The sequence below is a fragment of the Paenibacillus sp. FSL F4-0122 genome (genome assembly GCF_038002845.1).
Classification (GTDB): domain Bacteria; phylum Bacillota; class Bacilli; order Paenibacillales; family Paenibacillaceae; genus Paenibacillus_AQ; species Paenibacillus_AQ odorifer.
Map to the genome: position 1 here is coordinate 4,304,184 of NZ_JBBODI010000001.1, position 14,714 is coordinate 4,318,897.

Consider the following 14,714-nt stretch of genomic DNA (forward strand, 5'->3'; position numbering starts at 1 on the left):
GTGATGAGATCACCCCGTGTATCCTGGTTTAATGTCGTGAGCACTTTTATCCTTCTCGTGGTTGTGGTGGTCACGCTTTATCCGTTCCTGCATATGCTCGCTGTCTCTCTCAGTAGTGATGTGCATGTCATGAAGAATACAGTTTCTTTCTGGCCTAAGGGTTTTAACCTGAATATGTATAAGCTTGTACTCGGAGATTCGCAAATCTGGGTGGCTTACAAAAATACACTCATTTACACCGTGCTTGGCACCCTTATCTCGCTGGTGGTCACCTCCACGGGTGCCTATGCACTCTCACGCAGTGATATGGCGCTGCGCAAGAGCTTCACCCTGTTGATTGTGGTGACGATGTTTTTCAGCGGAGGGATGATTCCTACGTTCCTCGTGGTTCGCTCCCTGGATCTGGTCGATACCGTATGGGGCATGGTGCTGCCGGGTGCAGTTAGCACTTGGAATCTGATTCTGATGCGGACCTTTTTCTCCGGCATTCCTAAAGAGCTGGAGGAGTCAGGCCGCATCGACGGACTGAATGATACCGGCATATTTATCCGTATTATTGTTCCGCTTTCCAAGGCTTCCTTCGCCACCATAGCACTCTTTTACGCGGTTGGCATGTGGAATAACTTTATTTACCCGCTGCTCTACCTGCGCTCACCGGATTTGTTCCCGCTGCAAGTGCTGCTGCGCAATCTGGTGCTGGCTGGCAGTGCTAGCTCGGGAGATGTTACTAGCATTGGAGGTGACAACATGGTTATAGAAGAATCGCTGAAGTACGCGACGATTATGGTCTCGACGCTTCCGATTCTGATTGTGTATCCATTTGTACAGAAGTATTTCGTTAAGGGGGCCATGATTGGCGCAGTTAAAGGCTGAGGCGGGTGGTACCGTCACAAATTCAGAATAAGGGAGAGATCGTAATGAACAAATGGAAATCTGTACTGCTGCCACTGGTGATTGCAGCAACCGTAGTAACTGGCTGCAGCGGAGGGGGCAATGACACCTCGCCGCAGAGTAATACTCAGGGCAGCAGTACCGCTTCACCTACTGATTCGTCCAAAACGGAAAAAACCTTCACTGCGCTCTTAGACAACAATGCTACGTTCCCTTATTCGAAAAGCTGGCCCATTTGGAGCTGGCTGAAGGAGAAAACCGGTGTCACACTCGAGGTGCAGACCCCTTCCGGGAAGCTTGAAGAGAGCTTGAACCTGGCGATTGCCTCGAAGGCAATGCCGGATCTGATGTATATGCCTAACCGCAAAGAATCGAATAAATTCGGGCAACAGGGTGCGTTGGTGGATTTGATGGAGTATATGGACAAAATGCCGAATCTGACCGCCTGGGTAAAGCAGTATCCAGAGGAAGCGAAGGCTGCACTGTCTGCTGATGGCAAAATGTATATGTTCCCGAATCAGGGCTTTGGCGAGACGAATCGCATGATCTGGTTATACCGTAAAGACATTTTTGACAAAGAAGGAATCCAGGCACCAGCCACATATGAGGAGCTGCATACAGCTCTAAAAACCTTGAAGGCGAAATATCCGGACAGCTATCCGCTCTCGATCCGTTACGGTCAAATTCCTGATGAAATGAATGCCAATATGACTGTGAATTACGGGACAGGTGAAGGGGCTTATTATGATTTTGATAAAAAAGAGTGGCTTTTTGGGCCTACGGAAGATAGTTACAAGGAAATGGTTGGCATGTGGAAAATATTTTATGACGAAGGGCTGATTCCGCCCGACTTTCTATCTCTGCAAACTAAGCAATGGCAGGACATGGTGTCCACGGGCAAATCGTTTGTGACCATTGATTACATCAGCCGGATCGATTTTTTCAACAATGCGATGCAGCAGGAAAATCCGGAGTTCAACATGCAGTTCATGGCTCCTCCAGCGGGCATTGCCGGCGGCAAGCAACTGAACCCGTATTTTCATTATATGGAAGGTGGCCTAACCGTGGCATCAACCTCAAAGAACATCGATGATGTGATGAGCTATATGGACTTTTTCTATTCCGAAGAGGGACGTACGCTCAGCAGCTGGGGCGTGGAGGGCGAGACGTATGTGAAGGAAGGCGACACGATTAAGTTCAAACCAGAGTACAACGATGTGATCGAAATGCGGAAGCAGACAGGACTTCAGACTAGCGGAACGTACACCTGGATCGACTTTGGTGCACATCTGTCGTTGTTCTCAGACAATTTGAAGTATGCCTTTGAAGAAGCGACGAAATATGATCCGTCCATGATGCAGCCACGGCCTGCATTTACGGAGAAAGAGAATGAAATTATTGCGATAACCGGCCAGGCGATCCAAAAACACCGCGATGAAAGCTTTGCCAAGTTTGTTACCGGCTCCCGAAAGCTGGCCGACTGGGACAAATATGTGGAGGAGATGAACAATCTCGGCGTGGAAAAGTTGTTGAGCACTTATAAGGAAGCTTACGAGCGTGTTCAGAACATTCAGTTAAACGGGAATTAATCTGTCTGGTGCCAAGGACAATAGTTGCCCGGAAAGGATGAACGGGATGAATGACATCATTAAGCCTTTAGAGACACACAGAGTAGAGCAGATGTCCGTTCAGGTTTATGAAGATCGTAACCTGATGGGCGCTGCGGCGGCATCGCAGGTTGCGCAGAAAATTAGAGCTTTGCTTCAAGATTCTGCGCGTCAGGTCCGAATTGTGTTTGCTGCCGCACCTTCGCAAAATGAACTGTACGAGGGGCTGGTGCGGGAGCAGGGGATTGATTGGTCCCGGGTCAATGCTTTTCATATGGATGAATATATTGGCCTTGCGGCTTCGGCTCCCCAGCGTTTCGGCCGTTTTTTGACAGATCGGCTATATAGTCGGGTTAACCCTGGCCGGGTAGAACTGCTGGATGGTCTCGCTGATGTGGTGCAGGAATGCCAGAGATATTCGGCCCTGTTGAGCGAGGCTCCTATTGATATCGTTTGCCTCGGGATCGGGGAAAACGGGCATATCGCGTTTAATGATCCGCCAGTTGCTAATTTTACCGACCCGCAGTTGGTCAAAGCAGTCGAACTGGAGGAAGCCTGCCGCCGCCAGCAGGTGAATGACGGTTGTTTTACCAGGCTGGACGAGGTGCCAACCCATGCGCTGACGCTTACGGTACCAGCCTTGCTGGCTGGCCGTCACCTGTACGGAATTGTACCTGGGGTGTCCAAACGCAATGCTTTACAGGCGGCGCTCCATGATTCGATCAGCACGGCATGTCCAGCTACTATTCTGCGCACCCATCCGGAGATCACGATGTTCACGGATCGGGCTGCATTCGGCCTATGAACGTGTCAATTAAAGGAAAGCACTACAAGACTGGGCTGCCGGTTGAGGTGAGTGTCGAGCACGGGCAAATCACTTCGGTCACCGAACTTGCGGAGAGTCCAGCCATGGCCGATTGGCCCTGGCTGGCACCCGGGTTGGTGGATCTGCAAGTGAACGGGGGCTGGGGGCTGGATCTCAACACGCTGCCTTTGCAGCCTTCCACGGTATTGGAACTGTCCCGACTTCTGCTAGGAAACGGGGTTACCAGCTATTGTCCAACTCTGATTACCAATGGCAAAGAAGCGCTGGCTCAAGCGATCTCAGCCATTGCGGAAGCCGCTTCGCTGTATCCGGAAGATGCTGGGGGGATTGTAGGTATTCATCTGGAAGGACCTTTTCTGTCACCAGAAGAGGGTCCACGCGGCGCTCATCCAAGGGAACATATTGGCCCGCCGGATTGGGATATGTTGTGCCGCTGGCAGGAAGCGGCTGAAGGGCTTATCCGTATCCTCACCGTCTCCCCGGAATGGCCAAACGCCGCTGCATTTATCGCCCGGTGCAGTGAATCAGGCATCCTTGTTTCCATAGGGCATACAGCAGCTTCCCCCGAGCAGATTAGGGAGGCGGTTGCCGCAGGAGCGGTGATGTCTACGCATCTCGGCAATGGCACACATCTGACGCTGCCCCGTCATCCCAACTATTTGTGGGAGCAGCTGGCGGCGGATGAACTATACGGCTGTATGATTGCAGATGGCCAACATTTGCCGCCTGCTCTGTTGAAAGTAATTCTGCGGATGAAGCGCAGCCGCACCATCTTGGTCAGCGATGCTGTATCACTGAGCGGAATGCTGCCGGGAACTTACCACCTGCACATCGGTGGAGAGGTTGTATTAACAGCAGAAGGACGGCTGCATCTGCCCGGTAATCCGCAGCTGCTGGCAGGCTCCGCCATGATGCTTCCAGATCAGGTAGCCTATCTTGCGGAGGCTGGATTAGCCCGGCTGGATGAAGCCTGGGATTGTGCTTCTGTTCATCCGGCTACTTTGCTGGGGCTGGAGCAGGCGGCAGGGCTTAGGGCTGGAGCGCCTGCCGATCTCGTGAACTTCTGCTATGAAGACAGGACACTTACCGTGCTGGAATGCTGGAAAAAGGGTCATAGCAGGGCTTGCAGTAATGAATTACAGCAAAGATTAGGAGGAGAACGATGCAGAGCTTGATACCGCAACCGAAGCAGATCCAAGTGAAAGAGGGAGAAGCTTTTCAGTTCAGCGAGGATGTAAGCCTGAGCCTCTACATGGAGCAGCATGATCCGAGACTGGTGGTTCATTGCCGCCGCTCGTTTCCGGAGCTGGAATGTACACATGTTATCTCGGGAAAAGGATATTCACTTATTCTTCAGAGTCTCTCGCAGCCAGAAACGAAAGGAGCACAGCCAGATGAAGTGGATCTAAAATTGCTTAACGGCCGGGCGGAAGGGTACAGGCTGGAGGTGTCGGAGCGCCGGGTGGTAATCCGTGCACTGGATGCGCCGGGTCTGTTTTACGGGCTGCAAACGGTACTACAACTGCGTAAGTCAGTAGGGGAAGTTCCTGCCGTGTCTATCACGGACTGGCCTGACACTACCTTGCGGGCGATGAACTTTGATCTTCGCCAGACATTTTCCAAGCCAGAGCTACTGCTATCGTATTTGGCGGATTTTGCCAGGTATAAAACGAATGCGGTTCTGATTGAATACGAAGATAAATTCCCGTTCCAGAAGTACCCGGAATTCGTGCATCCTCAGCAATCGTTAAGCCTCACACAGCTAGAGGAGCTGAAACGCACAGCCCATGAGTATTTTATTGAGATCATTCCGCTGCAGCAGAGTTTTGGACATCTGGAGTATGTGCTCCGCCACGACACCTGGCGGCACTTGCGCGAAACGGAGTTATCCCTCGGGGAGATCTGCCCGTCGCATCCGGAATCCTTCGAGCTGATTACCGATCTGTTACAGGGGATGATGGATGCCCATCCTGATTCCCGTTATATTCACCTCGGCTGCGACGAGGTGTACAGCTTATGTGAATGCGAACGCTGTAAAACGTTGTTCGGAGGGGTACGGGAGCGGGCGTTTATCGCTTTTTTGAACACTTTGATTGAATTTACAGCCAGCCGTGGTAAAAAAGCGATTTTCTGGCATGACATGCTGGACAAATGCCCGCCGGAAGAACTGGCAAAGCTGGATAAGCGGAGTGTGGCGATGATCTGGATATACAACGGACGTAATATCGAAGCTGAGGTTTCCTCTCTTGCGGATAAATTCAGGTCACTAGGTATCGAGGTTATGGGAGCACCGGCGGTTCGCAGCTTTGACTGGGCTGAACATCAGAATTATCCGGTACTATTGAACCGGACGGATAATCTGCTCCAATGGGCGGAGACAGCGGAGAAGCTGGACCTCGGTTGCATCGTCGCCACGAACTGGACGGGACCGTTCAGCCTTGGCGTTCCTTATGGTATCTTCGAGACAACGTGGTATCCGATGCTGCTGCACGCCGATTTGGCCTGGAACCGCAAAGCGGACGCCTCAACATTTATCGATCGATTCATGGAGCGGTTTCATGGCATTGATCCTAGAACAGGTCATGCTCAGCTCGGGAATTATCAGCTGGAAGATTATTATGATGTTATCTGGAAGCTGCTGGACAAGGTGAAGGATCATAAGGATGAAGCAGAGCTGATTGCCATTATGCATGATTTTGAAGCGGCGACGGACCGTTCGCGGGCGATCCACAAATATGTCTACCGCTGGGAGCTCTATCCGGGAGACGATGCGGAATGGCATTCGCTGCTGAACAATTACATGAGAAATCGCCGTGGACGTGAGAACGTTTTGCCTCGCATGAAAGCGGTTTTGGAGCGTTACCAGCCATCCGATATGGCGGAGCATTTTGTGAAATCCCGGTTCTATCTTCACGATTATCTGGAACAGACATTATACCGTGAGCTGGGGTTTGGTCAGGCTGAATAAAGGTTTTGAAAAGATCGTACGGCTACCGTGTAAGCGGGTAGCTGTGCGGTCTTTTGTTATTCTTATCTGGATAAAAATGTATATTGAAACATAGTCAGGAACAAAATCCCATTTCGCTGCGTCTAACCTTATAAAGTTCTAGCAAACTACATTGGAGGAGAATGAATATGAGAGCAACACCCATAAACAGGACGATAAGGAAGGTTACACTTACCGCATTATGTATTTTGCTTGTATTGCTGAGTGGCACGGTAATGGCGGAGCCGTCTCCGGCACAAAAGACAACCGCGGTATTCACAGCGGAGATGCAGAGTACCTTGGAAGGGGCGCAGAATGTGCTGCTTACGATACAGCCATTCCCGGACGAAGCAGCCGTAGGTTTCTTCAAGAATGGGCGCAGTCTGCCCAAGGGATATCTGGAGCAGACTGCCGATAAGATTCTGGAACAGCGGGGCAAGTTCACCAAGGTGGCAGAGCTAACTCGAACAACGTTGGCTTACAGTGCTGCGGGGGGCAACATCAACAACATCGCGGGTATTGATCTTTATCCATTCCTGATGAATCATGACGGAATTGATTCGGAAGGGGCAGCAGCGGTAGCAGCCGCCTATATTACCTCGAAGAACTCCATTTCAAATTCATTGGAGCGGACAAACCGTTACCCCGATTTGCTGTTTTATCAGCTGCTTGATATGCAGCTAGCGGATGGCAGCTGGCCGCTGGCCGGGCAGAAGCAAGGAGATCTGGTAGCTACTGCCTGGGTACTGACGGCACTTGCTTCGGAAGTGAGTTCAGAACAAACTGCGCAGCCGATTGAGAAGGCTTTGCAGTGGCTTAAGAGCAAGCAGCAGCTAGACGGAGGATTCGATGGTAAAACTACGACGACAGCGCAGGTGATTGTTGCTTTATCCTCGCAGGGAGTTGATGCAGCAGATTTCACCAAGGAAGGCGGAGCCTCGTTGCTGGACCATTTGCTGGCGCAGAAGCTTCCGGGTGGCGGCTTTGCGCAGACAGCAGACGGCGGAAACGATAGTCCCGCTACTGTGCAAGCCTACCTTGCCCTGACTTCCTATAAGCTGCTGTCCAAGCAGGCTGGCATGCTGTATAGCGGACTACATCATGCTGGACTTGACCGGGCAACGATTCAGGTCGAAGGACCCGGTGGCACCCTTGCCGGGGGGCATATTGTTGGCGGAGATGCTGTGAAGGCAGCGGCAGCTTTTTTACAGGCGAAGGGTCTGGCGTATAAGCTGAATGCGGATGCAGCTAAACCGGCCTTCACAGCTATAGAAGGGATTCAGAACGGGCGATACAATGGACGCGGAGAATGGAAGATTGCTGTATTCAGCGGGGGTAGTGCATGGATGTATCCTGAGAATAGCCCGTACAGACTGACAATAGGCAATGGGGATCAGCTGCTTGTTTACTACGCGGATGATACAGAACTGCTTGACCGGATGGAAGTGAAATGGAAAGATAAAAACGGCCAGGAAATGGGTGGATACGCAAGCGCCAATATGCCGTTTTCCCTCCATATCACCAAGTCAAACGGTCAGCTGGGCGGTCTTCCGGCTTTCGGTGCTACTGTGACACTTCAAGGAAAAAGCGTAGTGGCAGACAGCACGGGAAAGGTGTCTTTTGCCGGCATGAAGCCCGGTGTCTATCCTGTGCAAGTCACCAAATACCGTAAAGATGCTGCTCCAGCACTTTCCAAACGGACGTTTGCGCTGCATGTCTCTTCCCCGGAATTGGCCAGCTTTACGGATGCCAATAAAGTCGCAGCTTGGGCACGTTTGGATATCGCAACAGCGCTCAGCAGCGGATATATTCAGGGCGTGAGTGCCAGCGGAAATGTGCTGGCTCCTAAGCAGAAGCTGACCCGGGCTGAATTTCTGACCCTGCTGCTGCGGCTATTGCATGAGTTCCCCGATGCCAAGGCCACTTCTAGCTTTAAGGATGTTCCGGCGGACAAATGGTACAGCGGTACCATCGCCAAGGCTGAGGAGCTGGGCATTATCAGCTCTTCAGCCGGCAAGTTCGAACCGGACCGCGGTATTACGCGGGAAGAAGCGGCGGATATGGTAACCAAAGCTGCCCGGTTGTCTACGTACGGCAGCCCGGACCGTGTGAAGTTTGCCGATACTTCCAGTTTGTCAGAGGCGAGCCGCCAGGCGATTCAGGCCGTGAATGAACATGAATTAATGACCGGCAGCGGGAGCCGTTTCGATCCTAAGCAGATTCTGGTGCGTGAGCAGGCAGCGGCAATTTTAGTCAGACTGCAGAAATTAATCCCGGAAGCCTTCTATTAATGGAATAAACGTCCAGGGATATGATAAGCTTCAGATAGAGTTATCACATCCAGTGCAGAGGAGGCAAATCTATGAGCCGCTTGATCACAGGCAACATATATTATGGATTTCAGGTCGTTAATGAGGAATTTATCCGGGAGATCGATTCCGCCGTATTCACGATGGAACATCTGAAGAGCGGCGCCAGGCTGCTTTTCGTGCAGAATCAGGATGACAACAAGGTATTCAGCGTGAGCTTCAGGACCCCTCCTGAAGATAGTACAGGGGTCTTTCATATTTTGGAGCATTCTGTATTATGTGGTTCGGAGAAATATCCGGTGAAGGAACCTTTTGTAGAATTGCTAAAGGGTTCGATGCAGACATTCCTGAACGCATTTACGTTTGGGGATAAGACGATGTATCCGGTGGCGAGCCGGAATGAGCAGGATTTCTCCAATCTGATGGAGGTCTACCTGGATAGTGTATTTCAGCCGAATATTTATAAGCAAAAGGAGATTTTTGAGCAAGAGGGCTGGCATTACGAGCTTCAGCAAACAGAAGACGAGTTGATCTATAAAGGCGTGGTTTACAACGAGATGAAGGGTTCCTATTCCTCGCCGTTTACAGTGCTGATGGACAGGATCAAAAAGTCGTTGTATCCAGACACGATTTACCGCCATTCTTCAGGTGGAGATCCGCAGGAGATTCCTGCGCTTACGTATGAGCAATTCCTTAAGGCGCACAGCAATTATTATCACCCGTCCAACAGTTATTTTTATCTGTACGGAGACGTCTCTATTGAAGAGAAGCTGCAATTTATAGACCAGGAATACCTTAGCCGTTATGAAAAAAACAGCTTTGATACCTCCATTCCCCTACAACAGCCTACCGGAATGACGGAGCTGGTAGCGGATTATCCGATTCTGGAAGCAGAAACGGCCGACGACAAAACTTATTTGAGTCTGAACTATGTAATTGGAACCTCTACGGATCGGGAACTGAATCTGGCTTTTGATATTTTGAAAAGCATGCTGATGGACAGCAATGCAGCTCCGCTTAAGCAAGCCCTGCTGGAAAGCGGTCTGGGTAAAGATGCCTTTGCTTTTTATTCCGACAGTATGGTTCAGCCGCTGCTTGGCATTACCCTGACACATTCGAACGCCTCCGCCAAAGATGCCTTCGTGGAGCTGGTGAAGACCACATTAAGCAGCTTGGTTAAGAACGGGCTGGATGAGAAGCTGGTGCTGGCGGCGGTCAACAGCAAGGAATTTGAACTGCGGGAAGCGGACTTTAGCCGATATCCAAAGGGACTTACTTACAATATCGAAGTGATGAAGTCCTGGCTCTATGACGGTCAGCCGTCTACTCATATGCTTTATGAAGAGGTATTCACTACCATTCGGGAAAAAATAACGGATCGTTATTTTGAGAAGCTGATTGAGGTCTACTTACTGAATAGTGATCATTGCAGTCTGGTGGTGCTGAACCCGTCCAAGACGATTGCAGCCGACAAGGAAGCGAGCACCCAGCGTCAATTAAGTGAATACAAATCATCACAGCAACCAGACCAGCTGGAGCAGCTTGTGCAGAGTACACAGCATCTTCTGGCGCGGCAAGGCCGTGCAGATGCTGCCGAGGATTTGCAGAAGCTGCCAAGTTTATCTCTACAGGACATTAACCGCAGTGCTGAACCTCAGGTGCCATCCCATGAATATAACCTTGAGGGTCTAAAGCTGATCCATCATGACGTATCTACTCAAAAGATTGCGTATTTCAAGTTTTATTGGGATACGAGTGTTGTGGCTCCTGAGCAAATTCCTTATCTTGTGCTGCTGGCAGAGGTATTGGGCCAAATGGAGACAGCTTCTTACAGCATTGAAGAGCTCACTAGTGAAATTGGGATCAAAACCGGAGGCATTCATTTCAAAAATGAGATCTTTGGCGCTGCAAAAGATACTGGAGCCAGTTATCAGCCTAAATTCACTGCGCAGGTTAAGGTGATGGCGGGGCATATTGGCGAATCGCTGGATCTGCTGCGCGAGTTGCTCTATACCAGCGCGCTCGATAACCTGACGAAGCTACAGGAAATCGTGCGCCGGGAAGCTTCGCAGATGGAATCGGTTCTGAACCAAAAAGGCAATGAAATCGCGGCCAGCCGCCTGATGTCTTATTTTTCGGACATGGGAGCGTATCAGGAACAACAGGGTGGTGTGGCCTATTACCGCTTTATCCGTGAGCTTGCCGAGAAGATCGATCAGCAGGGAGCTGAGGTGGCAGACACGCTGAAGGATATCTGTGCGGTTTTATTCAATAAACAGAATTTAATCATCAGCGTGACGGGTACCCCTGATTTGTATGAAGAATTTGCCGCTAATGTAGCGAAGCTGGATATTCAGGATCGGCCAGTGGTGAATAAACCTAAGATTACGGCGCAGGGGCATGCGGATAATGAAGGTTTTATGTCTTCCAGCCAGGTGCAATATGTGGTTAAAGGCTACGACTTCAACAAGCTGGGATTTACGTATTCCGGCAAAATGCAGGTGCTCAAAAAAATCATGAGCCTCACCTATCTGTGGAATGCCGTGCGCGTGAAGGGCGGAGCTTATGGCGGAAGCCTGATGCTGCGCAGAGATGGGATATTGATGTTCACTTCCTACCGTGATCCCAATTTGCAGGAGACGCTGGAGGTTTATGATCAGGCGTACCGATTCACCGAAGGATATGAAGCGGATGCCGACGAGATGACCAAAGCAGTTATCGGCACCCTGTCCATGCTGGACCAGCCGCTGAGCCCAAGCGCTCAGGGACGGCGGGCGGACCGGCATTATTTTGAGCAGGTAACCGGGGCCGAGCTGCAGCAGGAACGGGATGAAATCTTGTCGACCACACCGGAAGACATCAGACAGTATGCCGATTTGCTTAAGGCTGTGACGGAACAAAATTATTTCACAGTTGTCGGCAATGCCTCCAAGTTGGAATCGAAAAAAGTCTTATTCGGAAACCTAGAAGAACTAGTAATGTAATTCTCTCTATAAACTCCTCTTCAGTACCTGTCTGCCGACAAGTGCTGGAGAGGAATTTTTTTGTATTTAGTTAGAACCTTGACAGTTAGAGTTCTAACTATTATGATAATGATGTTACTTAGAGTTCTAACTAATTCAAAAGAGGAGGGAATAACAATGAACAAACCCGTTGTAGACACACCATTTTCTAATTTAATACGAGAGATTGGGATGAAAATAAAAGGTACAGCTGACACCAGGTTAAATGAGTTAGGTCTGAATTCACAACAAGGCCGCATGATCGGCTATATTTTTGAGAATCAAGCAGAAGGGGTTATTCAGAAGGATTTAGCGGAGGTCTTTAACAGGAAGGGGGCGAGCATCACCAGTATGCTTCAGGGGTTGGAGAAGAAAGGGTATATCCAGCGTGTCACTCCTGAAAATGATGAACGTCAAAAGAGTATTTTTGTATTGGAAAAAGGTGCTCTTTTAGTGGAAGAGTTCAATGAGATTTTCTCTGAGGTAGAAGCAAGCATTACTAAGGCGCTTAGTCCGGAAGAAACTGCAACCCTAAAGTCTTTACTTCAAAAAGTTAGTTCAAGTTTATAAACGTTCGGAGGTTCACTTATGACAAATGAGTTCTCAAATCAATATTATTTAGAGTCGGCGCCCATGAAAAAAGCGATCGCTCATTTATCGATTCCCATGATGATTGGGATGTCTGTGGGTACTATTTATAATGTAATCAATGCTTACTTCATCGGCTTATTGCACAATACAAGTATGCTGACCGCAATCACGCTGGGCCTGCCTATTTTTACCGTTTTAATGGCTTTTGGAAATGTATTGGGGGTAGGCGGAGGAACATTTGTAACCCGCTTGGCGGGGCAAAAAGAGACGGAAAAAGGGAAAAAGGTTGCCGGATATACTTTTTACGGGAGTATTGTAGTGGGGCTTCTTATCGCGCTCATCGCTTGGTTAGCTATTAATCCGATCACGCGCATGCTTGGTGCAGATGCTGCTACCTTAGACTTTACGAAGTCTTACGCGCTCACTCTTTTTGCAGGCGGATTTGCTGTTGTGCTTAATTTTGCATTGGAACAACTGGTCCGTTCGGAAGGGGCCTCGAAGGAATCAATGTATGGTATTTTTATCAGTACGGCTTTAAGTTTGATTTTTGATCCTATATTTATTCTCGTGCTGAATTGGCATGTTGCCGGGGCTGCTTTGGCTATGGTTTTAGCAAATTTGGGCTCTGCTATTTATTATATTTACTTTTTGGAAACGAAAAGTGAGCATTTAAGAGGATTTTTGAAGCATTTTAAGATATCTGTACGAGATCAGCTTGAGGTTTATAAAATAGGTACAGCCGAGCTATTGCAAGCCAGTTTTTTAATTGTCAGCACGCTTTTGTTAAATAACTATTCCATTCAATATGGGGAGAGTGTGGTCGCCGGATTTGGTGTGGCTTTAAGAATTGTGCAGATTCCAGAATTTTTATCGATGGGTTTATTTTTGGGATTGATTCCGCTATTTGCTTTTAACTTTGCTAGTAAAAATACGGAGAGACTTAAATCCAGCATCAAATACGCTTTTGCATATATAGGCGGCATTGCAGTTGTTTTTGTGAGTCTAGTATATGTGTTTAGAGGAACGATTCTTCATTGGTTCTCAGGCGATCCTTCTGTGTTAAGCATGGGAACTTATATTTTGGCAGCTATGCTGATTTCGGCTTTATTTAATGGATTTACCGGATTATTTATGAGCATTTTTCAAGCAACGGGGCAAGGCACACCCACTACTATTATGGCAATAAGCCAAGGTGTATTATTTATACCGATGATTATCGTATTGCATTCTATTTTTGGCCTGCACGGTGTGATTTGGTCGATGACTGTGACTGAGGTAATAACGAGTGTGATGGGTGTGGTTTTGTTTATGATTTTTCGGAAAAAACTGAATAGTGCGGGCGGGGATGGAAAAGGCGCTGTAGAGGTTACGTCGGGATAACGCGATTGCTTTATGTAAAACTCAATATGGATTTTGTTTGCTGCGGGAGCTTAGCTCGCGCTTTTTTTGCGTTGTGCAAAAGGAATATAAAACTGCTGGATCGGTAAAATTCGTTCCAAAATGAACAATTCTAGTTCTTATGATGACTGCTTACTTTTTCTACAATTATGGATAAGTAAAGGAGGAGAACTATGATACGCAAAAAAAGGTTTCATCTTAACATGGACACGCGCGAAGCGATGGCGGGATATTTATTCGTTGCTCCGCTTATGCTTGGGCTGATCATCTTGACGTTGATCCCGGTGCTGGGCTCACTGCTGTTAAGCTTCACGGACTGGAACTTTGTGGCTGGGTTAGGGGGGATTAAGTTCGCGGGCGTGGATAATTTCATCAGGCTGTTTCATGATGATGCTTTTATGAAAAGCTTGCTGAACAATTTGCTCTTTATTATCACAGTACCGGTTACGATCATCGTTGCCCTGCTGCTGGCTATCCTGATTGATAAACAGGTTTTTCTGAAGGATTTGTTTAAAGTAATTTATTTCCTTCCGTACATTTCCAGTGTAGTTGCCATCGCTATGGTTTGGCAGGTTATGTTTCACCCTTCGCTGGGACCCGTCAATCAATTCCTGATGTCACTGGGGTGGAACAACCCACCCAAATGGTTAGCTGATATCCATTATGCTCTGCCGTCGCTGATGTTGATTCAAGTCTGGATTCAGCTCGGTTACAACATTATTATTTTTATTGCAGGTTTACAGAGTATTCCAAAGGATCTTTATGAAGCAGCTGATATTGATGGTGCCAACGTCTGGCGCAAATTCCGCAACATCACGGTTCCCTGCATTTCGCCAACTACCTTTTTCCTGCTGGTAACAGGGGTTATCGGCTCATTTAAAATCTTTGATCTGATACAAGTATTGACCCAGGGTGGACCGGCTAACTCCACGACCGTTATCGTCTACGAGTTATATGATACAGCCTTCAATCAGCTGAAGACAGGTTACGCCTCTAGCATGGCACTCGTTCTGTTCCTTATTTGCCTGATCATTACAGCCTTGCAGATGTTGGCGCAAAAAAAATGGGTCAACTATTAAAGGCGGAAAGGAGAAATTACAGTGA

General features: G+C 48.7%; 10 protein-coding genes. All 10 read left to right on the forward strand.

The annotated features are described in order from the left end of the window. The first annotated feature begins 3 nt into the window (after positions 1–3). A complete protein-coding gene (locus tag MHH49_RS18505; RefSeq protein ID WP_341138389.1) occupies positions 4–873 on the forward strand; it encodes a carbohydrate ABC transporter permease in 870 nt (289 codons plus the stop codon). Between the two features lie 44 nt (positions 874–917). After that, positions 918–2,480, forward strand: a complete 1,563-nt coding sequence (locus MHH49_RS18510; RefSeq protein ID WP_341138390.1) for an extracellular solute-binding protein — start codon at positions 918–920, stop codon at positions 2,478–2,480. 46 nt (positions 2,481–2,526) lie between these two features. Next, complete coding sequence (locus tag MHH49_RS18515; protein ID WP_341138391.1) at positions 2,527–3,303, forward strand: glucosamine-6-phosphate deaminase; 777 nt, start codon at positions 2,527–2,529, stop codon at positions 3,301–3,303. After that, positions 3,300–4,499, forward strand: a complete 1,200-nt coding sequence (locus tag MHH49_RS18520) for an N-acetylglucosamine-6-phosphate deacetylase (protein ID WP_341138392.1) — start codon at positions 3,300–3,302, stop codon at positions 4,497–4,499. The genes MHH49_RS18515 and MHH49_RS18520 overlap by 4 nt, the downstream gene beginning before the upstream one ends. Next, on the forward strand, positions 4,487–6,292 hold the full coding sequence (locus tag MHH49_RS18525) for a DUF4838 domain-containing protein (RefSeq protein WP_341138393.1): 1,806 nt from the start codon (positions 4,487–4,489) through the stop codon (positions 6,290–6,292). Before MHH49_RS18520 ends, MHH49_RS18525 begins: the two co-directional genes overlap by 13 nt. A gap of 167 nt (positions 6,293–6,459) precedes the next feature. Beyond that, positions 6,460–8,601: an S-layer homology domain-containing protein gene (locus MHH49_RS18530; RefSeq protein ID WP_341138394.1), complete on the forward strand. Its 2,142-nt coding sequence runs from the start codon at positions 6,460–6,462 to the stop codon at positions 8,599–8,601. Between the two features lie 71 nt (positions 8,602–8,672). After that, positions 8,673–11,603, forward strand: a complete 2,931-nt coding sequence (locus MHH49_RS18535) for an insulinase family protein (RefSeq protein WP_341138395.1) — start codon at positions 8,673–8,675, stop codon at positions 11,601–11,603. A gap of 156 nt (positions 11,604–11,759) precedes the next feature. Continuing rightward, complete coding sequence (locus tag MHH49_RS18540) at positions 11,760–12,191, forward strand: MarR family winged helix-turn-helix transcriptional regulator (protein ID WP_038572665.1); 432 nt, start codon at positions 11,760–11,762, stop codon at positions 12,189–12,191. Between the two features lie 18 nt (positions 12,192–12,209). Continuing rightward, a complete protein-coding gene (locus MHH49_RS18545; protein ID WP_052097232.1) occupies positions 12,210–13,592 on the forward strand; it encodes an MATE family efflux transporter in 1,383 nt (460 codons plus the stop codon). Positions 13,593–13,783: 191 nt separating this feature from the next. Further along, the gene (locus tag MHH49_RS18550) at positions 13,784–14,689 is read left to right on the forward strand and encodes a carbohydrate ABC transporter permease (RefSeq protein WP_036683142.1); all 906 of its coding nucleotides are present in this window, start codon (positions 13,784–13,786) and stop codon (positions 14,687–14,689) included. Positions 14,690–14,714: the final 25 nt, after the last annotated feature.